This window comes from Flavobacterium hankyongi, assembly GCF_036840915.1.
Taxonomy (GTDB): Bacteria; Bacteroidota; Bacteroidia; order Flavobacteriales; family Flavobacteriaceae; genus Flavobacterium; species Flavobacterium hankyongi.
Window position 1 is genome coordinate 2,469,918 of the sequence record NZ_CP085725.1, and the last position, 24,510, is coordinate 2,494,427.

A 24,510-nucleotide genomic window follows, 5' to 3' on the forward strand; every position below is an offset into this window, starting at 1 on the left:
AAACCAATAGCCGGAATTCAAGGCAATTCTTTTACATTCGTGACATAAACGCCAAAATATTATTTCATGTTAGATAAAATCCAACTCGAAAACATCCTCTTTTTAGACATAGAAACTGTTCCTGAATTTGAAACTTTTTCAGATTTGGACGAAACAAAAAAAGATCTTTTCGATCTCAAAACTAAATACCAACGCAAGGAAGAGTTTACTGCAGAAGAATTTTATGACCGTGCTGGCATTTGGGCCGAATTTGGGAAAATAATCTGTATTTCTGTTGGCTATTTTACAATCAAAAGTGATGTCCGTAATTTTAGAGTAACTTCTTTTTTTGGTGAAGAAGAAAAAATACTTAAAGATTTTTCAAACGTATTAAATAATCATTTTAGTCAACCTCAACATATTTTGTGTGGCCACAACGCTAAGGAATTTGATTTTCCTTTTATTGCAAGACGAATGATAATCCATAATCTTGCAATTCCTCAAAAACTGAATCTTTTTGGTAAAAAACCTTGGGAAGTACCTCATTTAGATACTTTGGAACTTTGGAAATTTGGCGACTACAAACATTATACTTCTCTAAAATTATTAACTAATGTTCTAGGCATTCCTTCGCCCAAAGATGACATTGATGGAAGTGAAGTAGCACATGTTTTTTATGTAGAAAAAAACATTAACCGTATTGTTACATATTGTGAAAAAGATGTAATTGCTGTGGCTCAAATTTTACTTCGTTTACGCAGAGAAGATTTGTTGATTGATGATGAAGTAATTCATGTATAAGCCATTCTTCTTCAAAAAAACGTTGAGTATAAAAATTTAAATATCTTTACAAAAAACAAAACTTATGGTTCTAAGCAGATTTTGGCTCGTTATATTTATTTCTTCTATTCTTTTTGTGGTGGTAAGTTTATTTACTGGAAACAGTTATACTATCGATTATGTTTTGAACGGAAAGAAAGATGAACCTATTTTAATTTCTGAAAAATACTTAAACCAAGTTCCAAAATTTATTGCCGATAGTATCCAAAAAGCACCAGACATGACCATGGTCATTAACCGTGATACAATTAATGCTGATACCACTTATATTTATAAGAGTCAGACGGTTAAAGTGTATAGTGGTGTTCAAAAATCTGATGGATTATTACCAACCTGCAAAAACAGTTTAATCGATTTAATCATTCCATTAATTGCTTACTTAGCCTTCTTCTGCGGGTTAATGGAATTATTAATTATCTCAGGAGCTTCCGAAAAATTAGCCTCTAAATTGAGCCCAGTTTTTGCAAAAGTATTTCCAACTGTTCCAAAAAATCATGAATCAATTTCATACATGACATTGAATTTTGCTGCCAATTTCCTTGGATTGGATTCTGCCGCGACACCATTTGGTTTAAAAGCCATGGAAAGTTTACAGGAAATCAACCCTGAAAAAGACAAAGCCAGTGATGCTCAAATCATGTTTATGTGCTTGCATGCAGCTGGTTTAACATTAATTCCAACTTCAATCATAGGATATCGAGCTGCAGAAAATGCATCGAACCCAGCTGATGTAATGTTGCCTTGTATAATTACGTCATTTGTTGGAACCATTGCAGCGTTTTTATTAGTAGGAATTAAGCAACGAATTAATTTTAAAAGTGCTTCCCTTGTAGTAGCTATTACTACCATTATTGCAGCAATTGCAGGGTTATTATTTTACATTAACGGATTGGATTTAATTGGAAAAAATTATTTTACTGGTAATCTTTCTGGTTTGATGTTAATTTCAATCATTGCTATAACCTTAATTTTTGCCTTTAAACATGAGAAAAAATTCACAGAAAAAGGAACAACTATCTTTGACACTTTTGTAGATGGTGCCAAAAACGGATTAAACACTGGAGTGAAAATTTTCCCTTATGTGATGGGAATGTTAGTGGCAATTTCTTTTTTTAGAAACAGTGGTTTATTTGAAATTATTAGTAACGGAATCTCTTTCCTTTTCTCAAACATTGGTGTCAGTAAACAAATTACAGATTCGTTACCAGTAGCAATGCTACGTCCATTTAGTTCTGGTGGATCAAGAGGTTTTATGATTGATGCGATGCGTAATTTTGGTCCTGATTCTTTCACAGGTCGTTTATGTTGTATTTTTCAATGTAGTGCCGAAACTACTTTTTATGTAATAGCAGTATATTTTGGTTCAGTAAATATTAAAAACACACGTTACACTTTAGGTATGATGTTGTTGGTTGATTTAATTTGTGTTATAGCCGCAATTGCAATTGCTAGTTGGTTTTTCCTATAAATCAATTCGTTAAAGATAAATTAACCGATATTTTATCGGTTTTTTTATTCCTTTAAAACTAATTTTATACTTTTACAGCACCCAAATACATTACCATGAATGCAATAAAAAAACTACTTTTATTAGCACTGTTTAATTGTGCTTTTTTTATTTCAAATGCCCAAGAAGCCGAAGGTCGTTCGATGGATGAAATCATGAATGCACCAAATCCAGAAAAGGCAAAAGAACTTAATCTAAACAATAGATCTTTAACTAAACTTCCTCCCGAAATTGGAAGATATGTTAATATTGAAAAGCTTTGGTTAAACTACAACAACCTTCAAACACTTCCTATTGAAATAACCAAGCTTACCAAACTAAGAGAATTGTACATTAACAACAATTTGTTTATGCGCTTCCCTATCGAGTTGGCTAAAATGACTAGTTTAGAAAAACTTGAAATGCAAAGAAACAAATTAGATGCTCTTTCTCCTTATGTAGGAAGAATTGTTCGTCTTAGAAAACTCAACCTAAGCAGCAATAAAATTGATGCAATTCCTGTAGAAATTGGAGGCCTTACTAATTTGACCGAATTGAGCTTAGCAGATAACAAACTTAAAGTTATTCCAGTAGAAATTGGACTTTTAACCAAATTGAAAGTAATCAATTTAGAAAAAAACAATATTGCCGAAATTCCTGTAGAAGTTGGTGCTTTGGCTAATTTGAATTCATTAAACCTAAAATCAAATATAATTCAAGTAATTCCTGCTGAATTGGGTGAATTGGTTAATTTAACCAATGTAAATATGGCTAAAAACCAAATAAAAAGAATTCCTAACAGCTTTGGAAAACTAATTAACTTGACATCTCTTAATTTTGATGAAAATCAAATTAAAGTTTTGCCATCTGAAATTGGTGCACTAGTAAATTTAAAAGAACTTTATTTAGGTGCCAATCCTTGGGAAAAGGTTTCTGAAAGTATGGCCGATTTCCTTAAAAAATTAGAATATGGCCAATCTGATGCTATAAAAAAACTAGTAACCACACCAAAACCATAAATTTTCAAAGCCGATTTCCAATCGGCTTTTTTATTAATAATTATTATCTTTACGCAACAAAAAAATTACTTCATGGACTTCCTATATCAAGACCCGTATCCTATCTTAAAAGATGATACTCAATACAAAAAATTAACTTCTGATTATGTAAAAATAGAACAATTAGGAGATCGCGAAATTTTAACTGTTGACCCTAAAGGTTTAGAATTACTAGCTGAAGAAGCTATGAAAGACGTTTCTTTTATGCTTCGTTCTGCACATTTACATAAATTAAAAAATATTATCGATGATCCAGAAGCAACAGATAATGATCGTTTTGTTGCTTACAATTTATTACAAAATGCTGTTGTTGCAGTTGATGGAGAATTACCTTCTTGCCAAGATACAGGTACTGCAATCGTAATGGGAAAAAAAGGTGAAAATGTATATACTGGAGTAGATGATGGTGAATGGTTATCAAAAGGTGTTTTTAATACGTATCAAAACAAAAACTTACGTTATTCTCAAATCGTTCCTATCTCGATGTTTGAAGAAAAAAACTCTGGTTCTAATCTTCCTGCACAAATTGACATTTATGCAAAAAAAGGTTCATCATATGAGTTTTTGTTTTTGACAAAAGGAGGTGGTTCTGCAAACAAAACTTTCTTATACCAAAAAACTAAATCGTTACTAAACGAAAAATCAATGGATGAATTTATCCGTGAAAAAATTATGGATTTAGGAACATCTGCTTGTCCTCCATATCATTTGGCTTTAGTAATTGGTGGTACTTCTGCCGAAGCAAATTTAGCAGCAGTAAAAAAAGCATCCGCTGGTTATTATGACAATCTTCCTACCTCTGGAAACATGGCTGGTCAGGCCTTTCGCGATTTAGAATGGGAAACAAGAGTGCAAAAAATATGTCAAGAAAGTCACATTGGAGCGCAATTTGGTGGTAAATATTTAACACATGATGTTAGAGTAATTCGTTTACCTCGTCATGCGGCTTCTTGTCCTGTAGGAATGGGTGTTTCATGTTCTGCAGATAGAAATATTAAAGGAAAAATCACTAAAGATGGTATCTTTTTAGAGCAATTAGAAACCAATCCAAAACAATTTTTACCAGAAACGGCACCTCATTTAGAACCTGCTGTTGAGATTGATTTAAATCGACCAATGAAAGAGGTTTTAGCAGAGCTTTCTAATTATCCTATCAAAACTCGTTTAAAGCTAAACGGAACTTTAATTGTTGCTCGTGATATTGCGCATGCAAAGATTAAAGAATTATTAGATGCTGGTAAACCAATGCCAGACTATTTTAAAAACCATCCTGTGTATTATGCAGGACCAGCAAAAACTCCGGACGGTATGCCTTCAGGAAGTTTTGGGCCTACAACAGCTGGTCGTATGGACGTTTATGTTGATGAATTCCAAGCGGCTGGTGGAAGTATGGTAATGCTTGCTAAAGGAAACCGAAGCAAAGATGTAACGAATGCTTGTGGCAAATACGGTGGTTTCTATTTAGGGTCGATTGGCGGTCCTGCCGCAATTTTAGCCAAAGAAAATATCTTATCTGTTGAAGTGGTGGATTTTGAAGAGCTAGGAATGGAAGCTGTACGTAAAATTGAAGTAAAAGATTTCCCTGCATTCATCATTACTGATGACAAAGGAAATGACTTCTTTGCGAATTTATAAAATTGAACAAAAAAATAAAAAAGGGCTAATTCAATTGAATTAGCCCTTCCTTCTTCTCTACAATTACAAACCAAAAAATCTGGAAAAGAAACTTCTTTTCTCTTCTTCCTCCTCTTCTACTGGTAAAGGTTGTTTTACAACTTCTTTTTCTTTTTGTTGTCGCATAATATCTAAAATATACTCCACATACGTTTTTTCTTTTTCTTCGAGAAAACCGATTAAATATTTTTCAGCTGCTTCTAAGCCACTAGCTTGTTCAATTTGAAGTAATTTTTTATATAATGGTTCAATATGATTTGTTATCACTTCGCTAGGAACAGCCTTTCTTCTAGCAAAATAATGTACAATTTCACCGTCATCATTTTTTGCAATGTCAAAATCAGTAATTACCCAATAATAACGACCTGATTTAGCCATATTTTTTACAATGGCATGAAAGTTATTTCCGTTTTTAAGATTGTCCCATAACACCTTAAAAATAACTTTCGGCATATCAGGATGTCTTATGATATTGTGCGGCTGAGCCATTAACTCGTAATCTTCATAACCTGAAACATCTGAAAATACTTCATTGGCATATTCAATAGTTCCAAATTTATCCGTTTTACTCATAATTACTTGGGTTTTATCCCAAGCTACTTCTTTGTCGATAGGTGTAGGTCTTTCTATTGTATTTATAGGCATAATAAAATAATTAGGTTTACTTGTTTTGTTATTATGGCACAAAGAAACCCATAACCTAATCGATTAAATATGATAATTGTCAGACTTAGCTGATTTTTTAAAATAAAAAAGCCAAAGTATTTCAACTTTGGCTTTAAATTATTCTTAATTTTTTTATTCTACATACAACACTAATCCTTTAAGGTAATGTCCTTCTGGATGATAAATATTCGTTGGATGATCTGGTCCTTGTGAGAGTTTGTGTAACACTCTAATATTTCTTCCTGTTTCAATGGCTGCTGCGGCTACAGTATTGTAAAACAAAACATCATCAATTACTTGTGAACACGAAAACGTAAACAAAATCCCTTTGGGTGCTAGCGCTTTTAAACCTGCAATATTCAATCGTTTATATGCTTGTGTTGCTGTATGTTTACTTTTAATACTTTTTGCAAAAGCTGGTGGATCAAGTACAATCACATCGTAGACTTGATGATTTTCTCTCATGAAGTTAAATACATCGTCAGCTACAGCTTTATGATTAGAATTGGGAAAATTTAATTCCATGTTTCTTGCGGCTAAATCGACTGCTTTTTGCGATATATCTACCGAAGTTACTAATTCGGCTCCAGCGCTCATGGCATAAATAGAAAAACCTCCTGTATAACAAAATGTGTTGAGCACCTTCTTATCTTTTGAAAACTCTCTCAACAACTTACGATTGTCTCTTTGATCTAAGAAAAAACCTGTTTTTTGACCTTCAACCCAGTTTACGGCAAAAAGGATATTATTTTCTTTAGCTGTGGTTTCATTTTTAGTGCCAAATAAAAAATAATCGGTTCCTGTATTAGGTAATGTTCCTGAGCTTTTACAATAAATGGTTTCGCAAAAATCTGGAAAATTAGATTTTATAGCATTCGCTATTTTTTCAATTTGATAATATATTCCCGATGAGTGTGCTTGTAACACCCAGTTTTTATCATAGTAATCAATTATCAATCCTGGGATACCATCGCCTTCTCCATGAATTAGACGAAAGGCATTAGTTACTTCAAGATTCAATAGTTTTATACGTAATTCCCATGCCGATTGTAATTTTTCCTTCCAAAAATTCTCAGAAAATGTTTCTTTAGCAAAGGTTAACAATCGAACTACAATACTTCCTTTATCACTAAAATAACCTGTTCCTAAGTGATTGTTATCTGAATCGACTACATCGACCATTTCTCCATCATTGATTTCTTGTGTTACACCATAAACAGCACCACTGAAAACCCAAGGATGGCGGCGTTGTATTGATTTTTCTTTTCCTTTTTTTAGAATAACTTTTGGATAGGACATTTTCTACGGATTAAATTGCGTGAGGGATGGAAGCAAACTACCATGTAGTGCGAACAGCCCGACATTTTTGTAGCTTGAGGTTCTCGAAAGCTACAAAATGACACGCCCAAATTATTTTGCAAAGCTATGATTTATTTTACAAAAAAAGAGGCTGATTGCTCAGCCTCCTCTCAGATAGTTATTTAGTTGGTTTGGTTTAATTATTTTTTAGCAAACTTTTTAGTGATTGCTTTTTGTCCGTCATTAACTTCTAGGATGTATAAGCCTGATGTTAAATCTGAAACGTTTAATTCTTGTTGGTTTAACTTACCTGCTTTTAATGATTGTCCCATTAAATTGTAGATTTTGTAAGAAACCGAACGATTATCGAACATATAAATATTTAATGTACTTTCTACTGGATTAGGATACACTTGGAAATCGAACACGTTAGATTCGTTAGCAATTGCCTCACCAGCTACTATTCCAGCTACTGGAGTACCACCAATGTTTACTGTATAATCTTCAACTTCTCCGTAAGAGAACGTTTCACAAGCTGTAGAAGTTGCATTATATTTCATTTGAACTCTCATTCTTGTTTGCCCTGCTAAAGCTGTTGTAGGAACAGTAAATGTACTTGTTAAGTTAGCCGAACTTGATGATGAACCAGAAGCTACTTTTTCAGTTGTTTCGAAAGTTCCGTTTTGATTGTAATCAATCCATACTGACCAAAACTCTGTATAAGCTGACCCAGAGAATCCAGCACTATAAGTGATTGTATTAGAACCATAAGGCACATTTCCTACTAAGTTTGTAAAGTTACCGTAACCAGCATTTGCTCCAGTAGTATTTGCAATACCTCCTAACGCAACATAATCAATGTACTCATCTGCTACACTGTTCCCTTTAGAAGCACAATACGTAACTGAAGTAGAAGAAGTCGTAACATTTACTACATTACTTGATGCTGAAACATTTCCTGCAGCATCCTTAGCTTTTACTGAAAAAGAATATGCTGTTGAAGCTGTTAAGCCTGTTACTGTGTAAGATGTTGTAGTTACAGTAGCTTTTAATGTTGATCCTTGATATACATCGTATCCTGTTACAGCTACATTGTCTGTTGAAGCTGTCCAAGATAGCGTTGTAGATGATGATGTAGTTCCTGATGCAGCTAAGCTTGTTGGAGCTGTTGGAGCTGTTGTGTCTGCTGAACCAGCTACTAAGTTAACGGTATAATCTTCAACTTCTCCATATGAAAATGCTTCACACTGTGTTGGAATTGCATTATACTTCATTGAAACTCTCATTCTTGTTGAACCTGTAATAGCAGTTGTTGGTACTGTAAAACTTCCTGTTGCTGGAGTTGTTGTAGAAGCGGCTTTACTCCATACTAATTCGCCTGAATCATCAAAATCTTTATCGTTATTTAAGTCAATCCAAACCGCATAACCTTCAGCATAGGCAGATCCTGTCCATGTTGGTGTAACTGTAATTGTAGTTGCACTTCCTTTAGTAACATTTGTCGAAATACTTGTAAAGTCAGAATAACCTGTTCCTCCAGTAGAAGCATTATTGATTGTTCCAACTTGAACTCTTCCAATATATTCGTCAGCAACACTATTTCCTTTTGAAGCACAATAAGTCGCTGTTGCTGCAGATGTAGTTACGCTTACAGCGTTACTTGCTGCAGATAAATTCCCCGCTGCATCTTTTGCTTTAACTGTAAAAGAGTATGTTGTAGAAGCTGTTAAACCTGAAGCTGTATAAGTAGTACCAGTAGCTGTTCCTAACAAAGTTGTTCCGCTATAAACATTGTAACCTGTTACACCAATATTATCTGTAGAAGCTGTCCAAGATAAATTAGTAGCTGATGAAGTTGTACCAGAAGCTACTAAATTTGTTGGAGCCGTTGGAGCTGTTGTATCTGAAGAACCTCCAGAATAAGCAGCACCTACTCCCACTGCATACCATGCATTTGTTGTTGCAATTTCTTCAGCAGAACCTGCACCATATAAATCTACAGCTGCTTGAATAGCTCCAGTTCTTGCATTAGCATACGTTGAGCTTGATGTTAGGTAAACACTTTCTAAACGAAATGCAATTTTTTCTGCTTTAGCAATAGTAATGCCTGTTACGTTGTAAGTACTTCCTTTATCGTTAGTTCCTGATTTACCCACTGATAAGATATAAAACCAATGGTTTAATACTCCTGAGTTTGTGTGAACTCCTCCACTATCAGCAGTTCCTGAATACCAATTTGTTCCTTTATATGTATCTGGTTGACCTTCTGCTTTAGGATTGCTCATTGAACGTAAAGCTGCGTGACCTGAACGTCTTTCAATATCTTCTCCTATTAACCAGATAGATTTTGTTGGAGCTGCATAATTTTCAATACAAGCTGCCCAGATATCTGAAAAACCTTCGTTCATTGCTCCTGACTCATTTGAATACGTTAAGTTAGAAGTATAAGTACAAATTGCATGTCCTATTTCGTGACCACAAACATCTAATGCTGTTAAAATATCAAAACCTCCCGTTCCTGTACCATCACCGTAAGTCATTACAGATCCATTCCAAAAAGCGTTGTTATTATCTGGATAACCCGCTGCCACTAAGTTGTAGTGAATGTAACTTTTAATTTGTGCACCTGAATTGTTAAAACTGTTTCTATTATGAATGTTTTTCCAATAGTCATATGTTTTTTCAGCACCCCAATGACCATCTAAAGCCCCATTATCCTTATTTGTGTTATTAAACTCTGCTGCTGTCCAATTGTTATCCGTGTCTTTAAAATCAACAACGTTTGTATAAGTTGCTTGTTTTTGTGAATTATAGGTTCTAATTCCTGAACCTCTTGTTGCATCAGACAAGATATATTGCGTTCCGCTCAAAGTAGTTTCGATTGTTTGAGAACCACTATATCGTGTAGCTGCTGTTCCAGCAGTCACAAGCATGTTTGGTTTAAACATATCTACATTAGCTCCTTTAGAAGATTTTTTACCATGACTATGTTCTCCTAAGTGTTTAATTGTTGCATTATATAGTAATACTCTTCCATTTTGTGCATCAATATAAATGTCTCCTCTGCTTAATGGTTTTGTAGCATACACATCAAATTTATAGGCTAATTTAACTGTGTTGTCAACTGGTAATAAAACCAATTCCCCTTTTGGTTTTGAATAATTCATTGCTTTAGCTTCTTCTGGGTTTTCCCATAAAAACTTTGTAGATTTTGTATGAGCCATTGCTCTCTGCAAAGCAGTTTGAGCATTGATTGATGGAGAAGTATTAACATCACCAATATTATAAAATTCCCCATTCATTGTATTTACTTTCCCGTTTTTAGAATGTAAATAATAGGTTGCAAATTCTACTTTAATTCCTTGATGATACATTTGAAATTTTTCATGAGTAAAACCTAATTCATCCGTATCAGATTTAACTTTAGAAAGATTTTGATTGTCTTTAAGTCCTAACTGCTGTTTGAAGATTGTTCTTGCATCAGAACTTTTGTAGGTCGAAGATTCTTTGAACGCAATGAAAGCTGGAGTTCCATTGTCGCTCTTTTCCTTCTTGTTTACATTCTTATCTGTTTCTTGTGCCAAAGCAGATAAGGTAAACAACGACAGTGCAGTTATTGTGGTTAAACTGCGTAGTTGTTTTTTCATAATTTTTGGTTTTTAGGTTTTTGGTTTGCTTATTGATTGTCAATAATTTGCACAATTTTAAAAAAATTATCAATAATCAAGTGTTTAATTTTGTTTTTTATCTTAACCATAACTTAATCTTAATTTTAAGATGTGGTAAAACAAAAAAAATAGCCCTATTTTAGGGCTATTGCATTGTCTGTGGAAGGTATATTAATTGATAATCATTTCTGGAATTTCTCCTTCGATAATTAACTCTGCTTCTGTAGATTTTATGATTTCTTCAACAGAAACTCCTGGAGCTCTTTCTAAAAGTTTGAATCCTTTTGGAGTAATTTCCATAACCGCCAATTCAGTCACAACTTTTTTAACGCAACCAACACCAGTTAATGGTAAAGTACATTTTTTAAGTATTTTAGATTCTCCTGCTTTGTTGACGTGCATCATGGCTACAATAATGTTTTCTGCTGAAGCAACTAAATCCATAGCACCTCCCATTCCTTTTACCATTTTTCTAGGAATCTTCCAATTAGCTATATCTCCGTTTTCAGAAACTTCCATAGCTCCTAAAATTGTTAAATCTACTTTTTGGGCACGTATCATTCCGAAACTAAAAGCCGAATCAAAAAAACTTGCCCCAGGTAATGTTGTTATCGTTTGTTTTCCTGCGTTGATCACATCTGCATCTTCTTCCCCTTCAAAAGGAAAAGGCCCCATTCCTAAAACACCATTTTCAGATTGAAATTCTACTGAAATATCTTCACGAACGTAATTAGCTACTAAAGTAGGAATACCAATTCCTAAGTTCACGTAATATCCGTCTTGAACTTCCTGTGCGATTCTTTTTGCGATTTGATTTTTGTCTAATGCCATTTTATAAATCAATTAATTTAGCTGTTGACCAGCTTGTTTTGTTTCCATTAGCACAAACTGCTCTAACATAGAAATGATAATTATACCCTTTTGTTAACTGATGAACTGGCCATCCACCTGTTGAAGCTGAGTATACAGTCCCAGAAGAAACAGAAGCTCCTTGGCTTACTATTGTATATTCAAAGTTTGATTCTCCATTATAATTCCAATTCAAAGCAATCCAAGCATATGAAGAAGTCTGAGATTCTAGAGTATATGCTAAATTTGTTGGAACAGAGCACATATTTTGTGTGTACTGAGAAAAATATGCGTAAGGACCAGTCCATGAGCTCCATCCTTTACCATCATTACAATATGATCTAACATAGAAATCATAAGTGGTTTGAGCAGCCATAGGAATATTAGATAAATATTCATTATTCGCATTAATTGTTGTACCACTTCCTAAAGAAAATCCTTGAGCTCCATATTGCACTTGATAATATGAAACAGTACCTGAACCAAAATTAGAGTCATCCCATGTCAATTGACCTGAATAAATTAAGTTATAGGGTTTACCACAGTAATTATTTATATAAATAATTTTTGGAGCAGACCAATCACTTTTTTCTCCATTTGCACAAATAACTCTAGCATAAATATAATATGTTCTATTTTGTGTTACATTATTATCTAAACTAATATTACCTGATGCATTTGGAACAGAAATTACATTTCCATGATTTGGATCTGTATTATATTGTGAATCCAAAAAAACAAACTCATAAGCAGCAGGACTTCCACTTGCTGTTATAGAATAATTTAACACATCAACCTGTTGAGATGCATTAAAAGTATTGATTTGAGAACATTTAGACTGTTGCTGTTCTGTAGCTGAATCGTCTTTACTACAGCTTAATATAATAATTAATAAGCTTAATAAAAAGTAGATTTTTTTCATGAATGTATATTATTATTTTTTTTTAATTATTGTTTTTGTCTAACAGTACGCTGTTCAATTCTTTTTTCAAATTTTTCACCTTGGAAAATACGATTAATCATAATTCCTGGAATATGAATTTGATTTGGATCTAATGTTCCTGCTGGCACAAGTTCTTCTACCTCAGCAATAGTAATTTTTGCAGCACCAGCCATACAAGCATTAAAGTTACGAGCAGTTCCTTTAAAAATTAAGTTTCCTGCTTCGTCACCTTTCCATGCTTTTACAATAGAAAAATCAGCTTTATAAGCTAATTCCATAACGTGCATTTTTCCATTAAATTCTCTAGTTTCTTTACCTTCGGCAACTTCCGTACCAAAACCTGCTGGTGTAAAAAATGCTGGAATTCCGGCTTGAGCCGCACGACACTTTTCTGCTAATGTTCCTTGCGGAGTTAATTCGACTTCTAATTCACCTGACAACATTTGACGTTCAAACTCGGCATTTTCTCCTACATAAGAAGAAATCATTTTTTTAATTTGCTTTTTTTGAAGCAATAAGCCTAATCCGAAATCGTCAACTCCTGCATTATTTGAAATGCAAGTTAAATCAGTTACTTCTTTTTTTACTAGTTCTGCAATACTGTTTTCTGGAATTCCGCATAAACCGAAACCTCCTAACATAATTGTTTGTCCGCTTTCAATTCCTTGTAAAGCTTCCTGAACGTTGTTTACTTTTCTGTTAATCATGTGTTGTATTTGTTTAGCCCAGATGGAAGCGGCATCCTTTTATTGCTTTAACAAATGGCAATAAAAGATACAGCGAACAGCTGGAAAAAGCTTCACCCTTCGACATCCTAAAAAATAGAAACAGGGTAAAAATTAATACTATTAAATTCCAAATTCATCTGTGTTTTGCTCATATTCGTGCTTTATTGCCGTCGAATCCTTTGCAATTGAATCATTTTCTCTTCTTGTAGGAGGAGTGTAACAATCGACTTTTATTGATAAATCTTTTGGTCGCTCAAAGGGTTCTTTTGAAACATTCAGCAATGGGTCATTGTAGCATTTTTTCATAAATAATGCCCAAATAGGTAATGCCATTGTAGCACCTTGTCCCGAAGCTAATGTTCTAAAATGTGCCGAACGGTCCTCATTACCTACCCAAACTCCAGCAGCTAGATTAGGTACCATACCAACAAACCATCCATCAGATTGGTTTTGAGTTGTACCAGTTTTTCCAGCAATTGGATTAGTGAAAACATAAGGATAACCAGTAACTCTATTATATTTCCAACCGCCACCTTGAGAACGGAGACGACCTCCCGAACCAGACTCAGTAACGCCTTCCATCAACTTTATCACAGCAAAAGCAATGTCTTTACTTAATACATCGCGAGATTCCATTTTTGGTTCATAAATCACGTTTCCGTTTTTGTCCTCTATTTTAGTTATAACTTGAGGTTTTAAATAAATTCCTTGATTTGCAAATGAACTAAAAGCTGCCACTAAATCTTTTACAGTCATGTCTACTGCGCCTAATGCAATTGATGGCTGTGAAGGAATATCTGAATTTACTCCCAATTTTTTAACTAAGTCTATAACAGCATCAGGACCAGTTTTGTCAATTAACTTTGCAGAAACTGTATTAATTGATAATGCCAAAGCTTTTTTAAGAGTTACCATCCCACGATATTTATGGTCTGAGTTTCGAGGTTCCCAATCTTCAGTAACATTATGACGTCCTTTTCTAATTAAGATTGGACCATCAATAATAGTATCACATGGTGACATTCCCAATTGTTCGATTGCGGTTGCATAAACAAATGGTTTGAATGTTGAACCTACTTGACGTGCTCCTAAACCAACGTGATCATACTGAAAATAACGATAATCAATTCCTCCTACCCATACTTTCACATCTCCTGTTTGTGGTTCCATGGCCATCATACCTGGTTGAAGGAAGTGCTTATAATAACGAATTGAATCGTAAGGAGTCATGATTGTATCTCTATCTCCTTTCCAAGTGAAAACAGTCATTTTTGTTTTGATGTAGAATGATTTTTTAATTTCGTCTTCATCTTTTCCGTTTTCGCTTAGGATTCTCCAACGTTCTGTATTTCGCATTGAACGTTCCATGATTTTATCAATATCAGGTTGTTTAATATTAACAAATGGAGCCGTTTTATTGTTTTTCATTTCACTCCAAAATTCTTCTTGCAAGTTAGCCAAGTGCTCTTTAACAGCTTCTTCAGCATATAACTGCATTCTAGAGTCTATAGTAGTATAAATTTTTAAACCATCTGAATAAATGTTGTAATCAGATCCGTCTTCTTTTTTGTTTTCTTTTACCCAAGTTTTCATGTAATCACGAAGATACTCGCGGAAATACGTTGCTGTTCCTTCGTTATATTTTTCTGGTGTAAAAGTTAATTTTATTGGTTTTGCCTGATAATTTTCCTTTTGAGCTGTCGTTAAAAAATGGTTCTTTTCCATTTGTTTTAAAACCACATTACGTCTGTCTTTTACTTTTTCTTCACGCTTTAGCGGATTGAATAACGAAGGGTTTTTTAACATTCCAACCAACATAGCCGATTCGTCTACTGTTAGGTTTTTGGGCTCTTTTGCAAAATATACTTTTGCCGCAGAACGAATTCCCACCGCTGTATTAATAAAGTCAACTTTATTAAAATACATTGCGATGATTTCATTCTTAGTATATTGTCTTTCTAAACGGATTGCAATAATCCATTCTTTTGCTTTTTGAACGATACGGAAAGGCAAGAAACGCGAACCTTCACCATGGAAAAGTAATTTTGCCAACTGCTGTGTAATTGTACTCGCACCACCACGACTACCTAAACTTAATGAAGCACTCAATGTGCGTCTTCCATCAATACCTGAATGTTCATAAAAACGTTCATCTTCGGTAGCAACAAGCGCTTTAACTAAGTATGGTGGTAAATCTTCGTATTTTACTGGAGTCCTATTTTCGTTAAAAAACTTCCCGATAACAACCCCGTCAGAAGAAATAATTTCTGTAGCTAAATTTGACTCAGGATTTTCAAGTTCTGAGAATGATGGCATTGAACCAAAAAGTCCCCATGAAGCAAATAGGAAAAACAATAGTAAACCTCCAAAAAACATGAAGAAATATTTCCAAAATTTTTTCACATACTGTGAATAATCTGGTTTTTTTGTGTTTAGTTTTTGAGCCATTTTATTTTGTATCTAAAGATTCTATTCTAAAACCTATTTCTGTAATTCCGTTAAGTTTTTCAACTCCTTTCACTTTTCCTGTTTGTCTTACCGCTTGCTGAATTGAAACTTTATATGTACCCTTTTCTGTAAAAGTTGCGTTTTCTTTGTACCAAAGTTTACTCTCTTTAATATCTGAAAAACCTTCTCCCATTAATGTTCCATCTGGATTTGCCATTTGATATTCTAACGTATCTACTTTAATTTTTCCTTTTGGCTCTTCCATTTTAACAATTAGAAACAAGTTACTAAACTCATAATCATCATTATTTCTAACATTAATGAACATATTTAATGGTTTTTTTGAAACCTCCTGATCAAACTTAAATGTAATAATACTGTCACGGTGCCAACCATCATCAATAGTTTTATAATCGTCAAAAACTTGACTTTTATCACACGACACAAAAACAAAAGCAATTATAAATAACCAGAAACTATTCTTTAGCATCTTTTTTTCCTTTTTTGAATTTTGGCTTTGGCCCATTGTTGTTATTCTTGTTAACGTTAGGATTAGGATTTACATTACCTTCTTTGTTAACTTCAGTTGGGCGTTTTCTTTTTTTATTATTATTCGGTTTTTTCTTTTTAGGCTGATCAAAACGAGTTAAACTATCCTGACCCATTGCGTTTTGGAATGTTTTCTCTACTTCTGGCTTTTCTTCCTCTATTGCAAACTCTTCAAGTGATGAAACCTTTATTTTTTGCTTATTCTTAGCAATAATTTCTTTCACTTCCGTAGTTTTCAAAACATGCCAATGTGCAAAATTATCTGTGTAGGCAAACCACATTAATCCTTTAAAAATATCTAATTTTTGGCAAACTGCATCTCCTTTTTCAGTATACAATTTTGTATCCATATCTGGGAAATCTTTCAAAGCATCCATATATGAGTCTAACTCATAGTTCAAACAACATTTAAGTTTACCACATTGTCCAGCAAGTTTTTGTGGGTTTAATGATAATTGCTGATATCTTGCTGCTGATGTATTTACACTCCTGAAATCTGTTAACCATGTTGAACAGCATAACTCGCGTCCGCATGAACCAATTCCTCCAAGTCGAGAAGCCTCTTGACGAAAACCAACTTGTTTCATCTCTATACGAATCTTAAATTCACTCGCATAATCTTTGATTAACTGTCGAAAATCGACACGATCATTTGCAGTATAATAAAAAGTAGCTTTCGAACCATCTCCTTGAAATTCGATATCTGAAATTTTCATTTCTAATTTTAAAGAAATCGCCAATTCACGAGCACGAACTTTCATTGGCTCTTCTTTATCGCGAGCATTACTCCAAATTTCGATATCTTTTTGAGATGCTTTTCTATATACTTTCAGTACTTCTCCATCAGGATTTACTCCTTTTTTCTTCATTTGAACCTTAACTAGTTCACCTGTTAAAGTTACAATCCCCACATCGTGACCAGGAGAAGCTTCTGTCGCCACAACGTCACCAATAACTAGTGACAGCTTTTCTGTGTTTCTGTAAAATTCTTTCCTCCCGTTTTTAAATCGAACTTCTACACAGTCAAAAGGTTCTTGACCTCCCGGAAGACTCATATTTGAAAGCCAATCAAAAACAGTTAATTTATTGCAGCTATCGGTGCCACAAGTCCCATTATTTTTACACCCCTTTGGCGCTCCGCCATCGGAAGTTGAACAACTATTACATGCCATAAATTTGTATATATATTGGTCATCCCGCTCTTAGAACGAAACTACTATTGCCAAAATTGTTTTGAGGGTAAAGATACATATTTTAAATTCCAAAAAAAGAAATCCCAAATACCAATTTTTTATTTGGCAAATGTCTAGCAAGACCTGTAAATAAAAAACCTGTTACAATATAAAAACGCAACAGGTGTAAGAATAAGTGTCTTTAATCTGATTTTCAGGTTTCTTTTACGGTAATAATATGCACCGGACAAGCTTTTGCTGCTAATTCACAATTTTCAACAATCGTATGGTCGGGTGATTTTAAGGTGTGAAATCCTTTGGCGTCAACTGATTTAATTAATACTGATTTTCCGTCTTTTTTGGACATTTGAAATTGTGCAGGTGCCATTTCAACACAGTAATTACAACCAATGCATTTGTCTCTTTGAAGCGTAACAACAACCATTAGTTTTCTATAATTTTATACATTTTATCCGATAAACGAATGCGGAACGGCACTTTTAAAGTACAGCTATCGCCTTTGGTCGCTTTTTCCGAAGTTACATCATTCACAAAGAAATCTTCTAAAATTAATTCTTGTGCTCCTGTTGATGGACCTGTAATTAAAATTTTATCACCTTTTTTAATGTCGTATGCTTCAATTTTGAATTCTGCTATGCTTGATTTTGGGAAATAATGCATTCCTTTCCCAACATATACTTTCTTTTGAGTGGCATTAGAACCTGGATTGTCTGACCATTCGCCTAATTTTTGTCCCAAATAATAACCACTCCAAAAACCACGATTATAAACGGTTGCTAAAGCTTCCATCCAAGTGTTGATTTTCTCTTTGGTAAAAGTTCCTTCATAATACGAATCGATAGCTTCGCGATAGGTTTTGATAACGGTTGCCACATAATCAGCAGCACGACCACGACCTTCAATTTTTAATACCTTAATGCCTGAATCAATAACTTGATCTAGAAAATCTAACGTACATAAGTCTTTTGGCGACATCATGTATTCGTTATCAATTTCAATTTCAAAACCAGATTCTTGGTCAATAACCGTATATTTTTTACGACAATTTTGTTTGCAAGCACCACGATTGGCAGAAGAGTTATGCGAATGTAAACTCAAATAACATTTTCCTGAAACCGCCATACATAAAGCACCATGACCAAAGATTTCGATTTCCACCAAATTCCCACTTGGTCCTTTGATTTGCTCTTTTTCAATGTCGTCAGTAATTTTCTTTACTTGACGTAAACTCAGCTCGCGAGAAAGTACGATTGTATCGGCAAACATTGCATAAAACTTAACCGTTTCAATATTAGTCACATTCAATTGTGTGGAAATATGCACTTCCATTCCCATTGTACGAGCTGTCATAATAACTGCTTGGTCAGATGCGATTACTGCTGTAATTCCTGCTTCTTTGGCTTTGGTTAAAAGTGTTTTTACAATCGATAAATCGTGATCGTAAATAATGGTATTTAAAGTTAGATACGTTCTAACATTTTTTTCGTTGCAACGACGCGCAATTTCAGGTAAATCATCTAAAACGAAATTTACTGTTGCACGAGCTCGCATATTTAATTGTTCGACACCAAAATAAATCGAATCGCAACCATTATCTAAAGCTGCTTGCATGGATTCGAAATTTCCTGCAGGTGCCATTAATTCTATTCTTCCAGAAGTTGTCATTAGCTAATAATTTTAAATAATTTATCAGATAATCTTACTCGGAATGGCACTTCAAAAGTTACTTTATCGCCAACTTTTGCTGATGAATTTTCAGTTCCGTTTACGAACATTTTTTCTAGAACCAATTCTTGATTCCCAGTTGTTGGTCCAGAAATTAGAATGCTGTCACCAACATTTAGTTCTTGGTTTTCTATAACAAAAAGTCCTACTTGTGCTTTCACATAATAATGTTCGGCTTTACCAAGCAATACCTTTTTTACTTTTATTTTCTGACGAATGTCTTTTGTTTTTTCGGCTACAGCCAAAGGTTTGTCAGACAATTGCTTCGCCTGTTCGAGCATAGCTCTCGGGTCTCCTGAATGTTTGAATTTCAAATTCTCCGATTTTCCTTTTCGGAAGACTTTATTTCCTACTTGTTTCCCTCTACGAAGTTTTACTTGTTCGGCCAACGGCAAATGTGTGATTTCTAAACATTCGGTAGAACAACAATTTTCCATAGCTGCTTTACATTCGTCACATTGGATGAACAACAAATGACAACCATCATTCAAACAATTCGTGTGATTATCGCAAGGTTTTCCACATTGGTGACATTGCGAAACGATATCATCGGTAATTCTTTCCCCTAATCTGTGGTCGAAAACGAAATTCTTTCCAATGAATTTACTTTCCAAACCTTCTTCTTTGATTTGTTTGGCGTAATTGATAATTCCACCTTCTAGTTGGAAAACATTTTTAAAACCTTGGTGTTTGAAATACGCCGACGCTTTCTCGCAACGAATTCCTCCGGTGCAATACATCACCAAATTTTTATCTTCTTTGAAATCTTTTAATTGCTCGTTGATTATTGGTAAACTTTCTCTAAAAGTTTCCACATCTGGAGTTATCGCACCTTTAAAATGACCGATTTCACTTTCGTAATGATTTCTGAAATCTACTACAATCGTGTTTGGATCTTCTAATATTTGATTGAACTCTTTCGCTTTTAAATGCACTCCTATATTGGTTACATCAAACGTTTCATCATTCAAACCATCGGCTACAATTTTATCACGAACTTTTACCGTTAATTTTAAAAACGAATGATCATCGTGTTCTACGGCAACATTCAAACGAATGCCACTCATAAAATCATACGCTTCTAAAGTTTCTCTAAAAGCTTCAAAATTTTCGGCTGGAACCGACATTTGAGCATTGATACCTTCTTTGGCTACATAGGTACGACCAAGAGCATCAAGTTTGTTCCATTCGATAAATAAATCGTCACGAAATTTTTTGGGATCTTCAATTTTGGCATACGCATAGAAAGACAACGTTAATCGTTGTTTACCCGCTAAGTCAATTAGCTCTTTTCTTTCTTCTGCGCTTAAGGTGTTGTACAGTTGCATGCTATAAACGTTTTAAGATTAGAGACGTGATAAATCACGTCTGTACAGAATTATGTTATGAATTCTAAATGGAAGAATTCGAGTGCAAAGATATTGAATTTTAAATTATTTCAAAAACTTTACCTGGCAAGGGTCTTACCACACCTTTAAGTTCCATATTGAGTAATAATGAAGAAAGTTTAAACACAGGTATATTAATTTCTAATGCAATGATATCAATATGCTCTTTTCCATTAATCTTTAAAAAATCAAAAAGATTTTGCTCTTCTGGCTCTAGTGAAACAAAAAGTTGTTTTTGAATTGATTTTCCTTTTTTTACAATATCCCAATTCAAATTGTAAACTAAATCAGCAGCACTGGTAAGCAAGTTTGCTTTTTGGGTTTTTATCAAATTGTTACACCCTTGACTGTATTTGTCTGTCGCTCTTCCAGGAACCGCAAACACTTCTCTATTATAATCGTTTGCCATTGTTGCAGTAACAAGTGAGCCCCCCTTTTCAGCACTTTCAATAACAACAGTAGCTTCAGAAATTCCAGCTACTATTCTATTTCTTTTAATGAAATTTTCTTTATCCGGGTTTGAAGTACTCCAAAAATCAGTCATAAATCCACCATTGCTTTCTATTTTACTCATGTATCTTTTGTGTGTTTTGGGATAAATTTGATTTAAACCATGGGCTAGAACTCCGATAGTCTGCAAATCATTATCCACAGCAGCTTGGTGAGCAATAATATCTACACCATAAGCAAAACCGCTAACAATTATTGGGTCTAGTGGTGCTAAATCAGCAATAAACTTTTTACAAAAATCGATTCCGTAAGATGTGATTTGTCTAGTTCCAACAATACTTATTATCCTTTTTTGTTGAAGATCGATATTCCCAGAAGTAAAAAGTACTATTGGCCCATCAATACAATGCTTAAGCTTTTCTGGATAATCATCATTTTTATAAAAAAGAACTTTTATTTTTTCTTTTTGGATAAACTGAAGCTCTTTTTCAGCTTCAACAAAAGCATTTTTATTAAGGATATTTTGAATAGTTTTTTTTCCTATACCGTCTATCGAAGCTAATTGAGCTGGTTTTGCTTTGAATATTTCTTCGGCAGAACCACAATGGTTAAGGAGCTTTTTTGCAGTTATATCTCCAACTCCTTCAATATTTTGTAAGGCTAATAAATGTAAAATTTCAACTTCTAACATGGCGTATAATTTTGTGGCAAATAAATCAAAATTTAATATGTTAATAAAATTTGTTGATAAAATTTTTATTTTGACTTGTATTCTTTATTTTTGTTTTTATGAATATTTCACATCATATATCGCAATTACTGTATCGTTACCCATGTGTAACACTACCAGGATTTGGTGCTTTTTTGACTGAAACTGTTTCGGCTTCAATTCAAGAAAGCAATCATACTTTTTATCCGCCTAAAAAAGTAATTTCGTTTAACTCATACATTAAAAACAATGATGGGTTATTAGCAAATCACATTTCTGTAGCTGAAAAAATAAGTTATACAGATGCTGTTTTAGTTATTGAAAATGTGGTGAAAGCATTAAATGCTACTTTAGAAGTTGGAGAAGTAAGCATTCTAAAGAATATTGGTCTACTAAGAAAAAACAGCGAAGGCAATATCGTTTTTGAAGCCTCTTCACAAGTGAATTATCTAACGAATTCATTCGGATTAAGCTCTTATGTTTCTCCAATAGTGAAACGTGAGGAACTTAAAAAAGTAATTGAAGAAATTGTCGTTGCAGAAAAACCAACTATTGAGTTACTTCCTGAAACTAGAAAAGCAAAACCATATTTAAAATATGCTGCTATGTTTATCATGTCTTTAGGTGGCGCTGGTTTTGGTTATTCTGCCTATGTTTCGCAGCAAGCAGAAATTGAAACAAATATTGTGAGAAATGAAGTTCAGAAAGAACTTAAGACAAAAATTCAAGAAGCTACTTTCTTTATAGACAACCCTGTTGCTTCTAGCAGTACTTCAACAATTGAAGAAAAGAAAACTTTGCCTTTCCATATCGTTTTTGGTTCTTTTAGAAGTGAAAGTAATGCACAAAAAGCTTTAAATGAATTAGAAGCACAAGGATATAAAGCAAGGATTTTAAGTAAAAACGGCGAAGATTTGTATCCTGTAGTTTATGGTAGTTATGCCACTTATACTGAGGCCCAATACGAAGCAACTCAAATTCAGACAACAAAGGACAAAAATGCCTGGTTGCTGATTCAAGAATTATAATCGTAGAAAGCCTTTCAAATTTGAAAGGCTTTTTTATTAGTAATAACCCTTACCTTTGTCAAAAAAAACAATGCAAGCAAAATTCCCTTCAGAATCACTAGCCGTCCTTACAGACGTAGTTTTACCTGGTGAAACAAACCCTTTAAATAATTTATTTGGCGGTGAATTATTAGCAAGAATGGATAGAGCCGCTAGTATTGCAGCTCGTCGTCATTCTCGTCGCATAACCGTAACCGCATCTGTAAATCACGTAGCCTTTAATAGAGCTATTCCTTTAGGAAGTGTAGTAACTGTTGAAGCTAAAGTTTCAAGAAGTTTCAAATCTTCTATGGAAATTTATATTGATGTTTGGACTGAAGATAGAGAATCTGGAATTCGTACAAAAGCAAATGAGGCAATTTATACCTTTGTTGCTGTTGATGAAACAGGTCGACCTGTTGAAGTGCCAGAAATAATTCCCCAAACAGATGAAGAAAAGCTAAGATACGATGCTGCATTACGCAGAAAACAATTAAGCTTAGTTTTAGCTGGTAAAATGAAGCCACACGATGCTACAGAACTAAAAGCGTTATTTACTTCATAAAAAAAGGGAACTCAACGGTTCCCTTTTTTATTACATATTAATAATCCAAGATTGTGGATTGAGTTTTGTTGTATTTTGATAAATCAAAAACTTAAGAATCGCTTTTCCAGTAAAATTATTAAAGTGAAGTTCTCCTATTGACTGTTTTGTAGATACTTTATCACCTTTACCTACATACACTTTTCCAAGGTTTGAATAAGTTGTTATATAGTCACCATGTCGAATTACAATTGTTGCAGTACCGTTTGCTGCCATTTGTACTTCACTCACTTCACCACTAAAAACAGCTCTTGCTTTTGCTCCCATTTCCGAAGAAATTTCAACACCGCTACTTTCAATCATAATAGAGGGTTCAAGCGGATGTGGTTGTCTTCCGAATTTTTTTGTCAATAATCCCTTTTCAACTGGCCAAGGCAATCTGCCTCGGTTTGATCTAAAATCATTTGCCAATTCTTTTGCTTCTGGCGTTAATACGAAAGTTGTTGTATTTGTTGTGTTACCTACTTTTTTATTTGCCGCAGCAATGGCTTCACGAATTAATCTTTCTATTTGTTTTTCTATAGCTTTCGATTCTCTTTGTTTTTTCTTAATCTCAGCTATAATCTTAATCTTATCTTTCTTAATTGTGTTTAACAATCTTTGTTGTTCTTGCTTCTCTTTTTCAAGTTCTCGCTTTTCTTTTTCACTTTCAACTATTAGATTCTCCTTTTCTTTTTTCTGAATAGAAAGTTTACTGTTATAAACTTCAAGCTCTTGTGTTTTAGCTTTGATTTCTTCGCCTTGCATTCTTCTAAAGTTAGAATATTGCTTCATGTATTGAGCTCTTTTGTAAGCCTGAAGAAAATTCTCTGAAGAAAGTAAAAACATTGCTTTACTTTGTTCTGATCGGCTTTTGTAAGATTTCACAATCATTTCAGAATAATCTTCCTTAAGAATTGTCAAGTCTTTTTTTAGTCCGTTTACTTTTATTTGATTAATATACATACTGTTCCCTAAAACTTTCTTTTGTTTTTCGGTAACATTAATCAATTTTTGTTGTAAGCTAATTTTTGCCGTTTGTTGAACCACAACATTTACGACTGATTTTTCTTTTTTCTTTTGATCCTTCAAAAGTTTCTCCTGCTCACGAATTTCTTCTTGCAGTTTAGCTTTTTGCTGTTCTAATTTTCGTTGTCTATCCTCTTCCTGACCAAAAGTGGTCAGTGTCGAAAATAATACGAAAACGGAAATGATATATTTTAACATTC

20 protein-coding genes are annotated in these 24,510 nt (G+C 33.8%); 6 read left to right on the top strand and 14 right to left on the bottom strand.

Annotation, left to right across the window (positions count from 1 at the left end):
- Positions 1-66 precede the first annotated feature (66 nt).
- From LJY17_RS11340 to LJY17_RS11355, 4 genes are all read left to right on the top strand, one after another.
- Positions 67-780, top strand: a complete 714-nt coding sequence (locus LJY17_RS11340) for a 3'-5' exonuclease (protein WP_264543936.1) — start codon at positions 67-69, stop codon at positions 778-780.
- A gap of 64 nt (positions 781-844) precedes the next feature.
- A complete protein-coding gene (locus LJY17_RS11345) occupies positions 845-2,287 on the top strand; it encodes a nucleoside recognition domain-containing protein (protein ID WP_264543937.1) in 1,443 nt (480 codons plus the stop codon).
- 95 nt (positions 2,288-2,382) lie between these two features.
- Complete coding sequence (locus LJY17_RS11350; RefSeq protein WP_264543938.1) at positions 2,383-3,324, top strand: leucine-rich repeat domain-containing protein; 942 nt, start codon at positions 2,383-2,385, stop codon at positions 3,322-3,324.
- A gap of 72 nt (positions 3,325-3,396) precedes the next feature.
- On the top strand, positions 3,397-4,998 hold the full coding sequence (locus tag LJY17_RS11355) for a fumarate hydratase (RefSeq protein ID WP_264543939.1): 1,602 nt from the start codon (positions 3,397-3,399) through the stop codon (positions 4,996-4,998).
- Positions 4,999-5,061: 63 nt separating this feature from the next.
- Here LJY17_RS11355 and LJY17_RS11360 read toward each other — a convergent pair whose 3' ends face one another.
- The 13 genes from LJY17_RS11360 to dprA all read right to left on the bottom strand — a co-directional run bounded on the left by LJY17_RS11360 (position 5,062) and on the right by dprA (position 21,634).
- A complete protein-coding gene (locus LJY17_RS11360; RefSeq protein WP_264543940.1) occupies positions 5,062-5,682 on the bottom strand; it encodes a PAS domain-containing protein in 621 nt (206 codons plus the stop codon).
- A gap of 153 nt (positions 5,683-5,835) precedes the next feature.
- Positions 5,836-7,002, bottom strand: coding sequence for a class I SAM-dependent rRNA methyltransferase (locus LJY17_RS11365; protein ID WP_264543941.1), 1,167 nt, complete (start codon positions 7,000-7,002; stop codon positions 5,836-5,838).
- A gap of 200 nt (positions 7,003-7,202) precedes the next feature.
- Positions 7,203-10,649: a M4 family metallopeptidase gene (locus LJY17_RS11370; RefSeq protein ID WP_264543942.1), complete on the bottom strand. Its 3,447-nt coding sequence runs from the start codon at positions 10,647-10,649 to the stop codon at positions 7,203-7,205.
- Positions 10,650-10,841: 192 nt separating this feature from the next.
- Entirely contained in the window at positions 10,842-11,501 is a 660-nt protein-coding gene (locus tag LJY17_RS11375; RefSeq protein WP_264543943.1) for a CoA transferase subunit B, read from the bottom strand.
- Between the two features lies 1 nt (position 11,502).
- Positions 11,503-12,441, bottom strand: a complete 939-nt coding sequence (locus LJY17_RS11380) for a hypothetical protein (protein ID WP_264543944.1) — start codon at positions 12,439-12,441, stop codon at positions 11,503-11,505.
- A gap of 26 nt (positions 12,442-12,467) precedes the next feature.
- The gene (locus LJY17_RS11385) at positions 12,468-13,169 is read right to left on the bottom strand and encodes a CoA transferase subunit A (protein ID WP_264543945.1); all 702 of its coding nucleotides are present in this window, start codon (positions 13,167-13,169) and stop codon (positions 12,468-12,470) included.
- A gap of 141 nt (positions 13,170-13,310) precedes the next feature.
- Complete coding sequence (locus LJY17_RS11390) at positions 13,311-15,638, bottom strand: penicillin-binding protein 1A (protein WP_264543946.1); 2,328 nt, start codon at positions 15,636-15,638, stop codon at positions 13,311-13,313.
- 1 nt (position 15,639) lies between these two features.
- Positions 15,640-16,128: a gliding motility lipoprotein GldH gene (locus LJY17_RS11395; RefSeq protein ID WP_264543947.1), complete on the bottom strand. Its 489-nt coding sequence runs from the start codon at positions 16,126-16,128 to the stop codon at positions 15,640-15,642.
- Complete coding sequence (locus tag LJY17_RS11400) at positions 16,115-17,359, bottom strand: PSP1 domain-containing protein (RefSeq protein ID WP_264543948.1); 1,245 nt, start codon at positions 17,357-17,359, stop codon at positions 16,115-16,117. The genes LJY17_RS11395 and LJY17_RS11400 overlap by 14 nt, the downstream gene beginning before the upstream one ends.
- Positions 17,360-17,573: 214 nt before the next feature.
- Positions 17,574-17,804: a ferredoxin gene (locus LJY17_RS11405; protein WP_264543949.1), complete on the bottom strand. Its 231-nt coding sequence runs from the start codon at positions 17,802-17,804 to the stop codon at positions 17,574-17,576.
- Positions 17,804-19,045: a peptidase U32 family protein gene (locus LJY17_RS11410; protein ID WP_264543950.1), complete on the bottom strand. Its 1,242-nt coding sequence runs from the start codon at positions 19,043-19,045 to the stop codon at positions 17,804-17,806. The genes LJY17_RS11405 and LJY17_RS11410 overlap by 1 nt, the downstream gene beginning before the upstream one ends.
- A complete protein-coding gene (locus LJY17_RS11415; RefSeq protein ID WP_264543951.1) occupies positions 19,045-20,433 on the bottom strand; it encodes a rhodanese-related sulfurtransferase in 1,389 nt (462 codons plus the stop codon). Before LJY17_RS11415 ends, LJY17_RS11410 begins: the two co-directional genes overlap by 1 nt.
- 100 nt (positions 20,434-20,533) lie before the next feature.
- Complete coding sequence (gene dprA, locus LJY17_RS11420) at positions 20,534-21,634, bottom strand: DNA-processing protein DprA (protein ID WP_264543952.1); 1,101 nt, start codon at positions 21,632-21,634, stop codon at positions 20,534-20,536.
- 98 nt (positions 21,635-21,732) lie between these two features.
- On the opposite strand from dprA, the gene LJY17_RS11425 reads away from it, so the two are divergent.
- Positions 21,733-22,680, top strand: coding sequence for an SPOR domain-containing protein (locus LJY17_RS11425; protein ID WP_264543953.1), 948 nt, complete (start codon positions 21,733-21,735; stop codon positions 22,678-22,680).
- Between the two features lie 70 nt (positions 22,681-22,750).
- Positions 22,751-23,263: an acyl-CoA thioesterase gene (locus LJY17_RS11430; protein WP_264543954.1), complete on the top strand. Its 513-nt coding sequence runs from the start codon at positions 22,751-22,753 to the stop codon at positions 23,261-23,263.
- 30 nt (positions 23,264-23,293) lie between these two features.
- Here the strand turns inward: LJY17_RS11430 and LJY17_RS11435 are convergent, their stop codons facing one another.
- Positions 23,294-24,508 (bottom strand): murein hydrolase activator EnvC family protein, encoded by a 1,215-nt coding sequence (locus LJY17_RS11435; protein WP_264543955.1) that lies wholly within the window; start codon positions 24,506-24,508, stop codon positions 23,294-23,296.
- Between the last annotated feature and the right edge of the window lie 2 nt (positions 24,509-24,510).

Bases quoted from the DNA above. Each gene is read 5' to 3' on its own strand.
- LJY17_RS11360 (WP_264543940.1), bottom strand. From the start codon at position 5,682: ATGCCTATAAATACAATAGAAAGACCTACACCTATCGACAAAGAAGTA.
- LJY17_RS11385 (WP_264543945.1), bottom strand. From the start codon at position 13,169: ATGATTAACAGAAAAGTAAACAACGTTCAGGAAGCTTTACAAGGAATT.
- LJY17_RS11400 (WP_264543948.1), bottom strand. From the start codon at position 17,359: ATGGCATGTAATAGTTGTTCAACTTCCGATGGCGGAGCGCCAAAGGGG.
- LJY17_RS11405 (WP_264543949.1), bottom strand. From the start codon at position 17,804: ATGGTTGTTGTTACGCTTCAAAGAGACAAATGCATTGGTTGTAATTAC.
- dprA (WP_264543952.1), bottom strand. From the start codon at position 21,634: ATGTTAGAAGTTGAAATTTTACATTTATTAGCCTTACAAAATATTGAA.
- LJY17_RS11390 (WP_264543946.1), bottom strand. From the start codon at position 15,638: ATGGCTCAAAAACTAAACACAAAAAAACCAGATTATTCACAGTATGTG.
- LJY17_RS11425 (WP_264543953.1), top strand. From the start codon at position 21,733: ATGAATATTTCACATCATATATCGCAATTACTGTATCGTTACCCATGT.
- LJY17_RS11410 (WP_264543950.1), bottom strand. From the start codon at position 19,045: ATGACAACTTCTGGAAGAATAGAATTAATGGCACCTGCAGGAAATTTC.
- LJY17_RS11345 (WP_264543937.1), top strand. From the start codon at position 845: ATGGTTCTAAGCAGATTTTGGCTCGTTATATTTATTTCTTCTATTCTT.
- LJY17_RS11355 (WP_264543939.1), top strand. From the start codon at position 3,397: ATGGACTTCCTATATCAAGACCCGTATCCTATCTTAAAAGATGATACT.
- LJY17_RS11430 (WP_264543954.1), top strand. From the start codon at position 22,751: ATGCAAGCAAAATTCCCTTCAGAATCACTAGCCGTCCTTACAGACGTA.
- LJY17_RS11340 (WP_264543936.1), top strand. From the start codon at position 67: ATGTTAGATAAAATCCAACTCGAAAACATCCTCTTTTTAGACATAGAA.
- LJY17_RS11395 (WP_264543947.1), bottom strand. From the start codon at position 16,128: ATGCTAAAGAATAGTTTCTGGTTATTTATAATTGCTTTTGTTTTTGTG.
- LJY17_RS11415 (WP_264543951.1), bottom strand. From the start codon at position 20,433: ATGCAACTGTACAACACCTTAAGCGCAGAAGAAAGAAAAGAGCTAATT.
- LJY17_RS11435 (WP_264543955.1), bottom strand. From the start codon at position 24,508: ATGTTAAAATATATCATTTCCGTTTTCGTATTATTTTCGACACTGACC.
- LJY17_RS11375 (WP_264543943.1), bottom strand. From the start codon at position 11,501: ATGGCATTAGACAAAAATCAAATCGCAAAAAGAATCGCACAGGAAGTT.
- LJY17_RS11350 (WP_264543938.1), top strand. From the start codon at position 2,383: ATGAATGCAATAAAAAAACTACTTTTATTAGCACTGTTTAATTGTGCT.
- LJY17_RS11365 (WP_264543941.1), bottom strand. From the start codon at position 7,002: ATGTCCTATCCAAAAGTTATTCTAAAAAAAGGAAAAGAAAAATCAATA.
- LJY17_RS11380 (WP_264543944.1), bottom strand. From the start codon at position 12,441: ATGAAAAAAATCTACTTTTTATTAAGCTTATTAATTATTATATTAAGC.
- LJY17_RS11370 (WP_264543942.1), bottom strand. From the start codon at position 10,649: ATGAAAAAACAACTACGCAGTTTAACCACAATAACTGCACTGTCGTTG.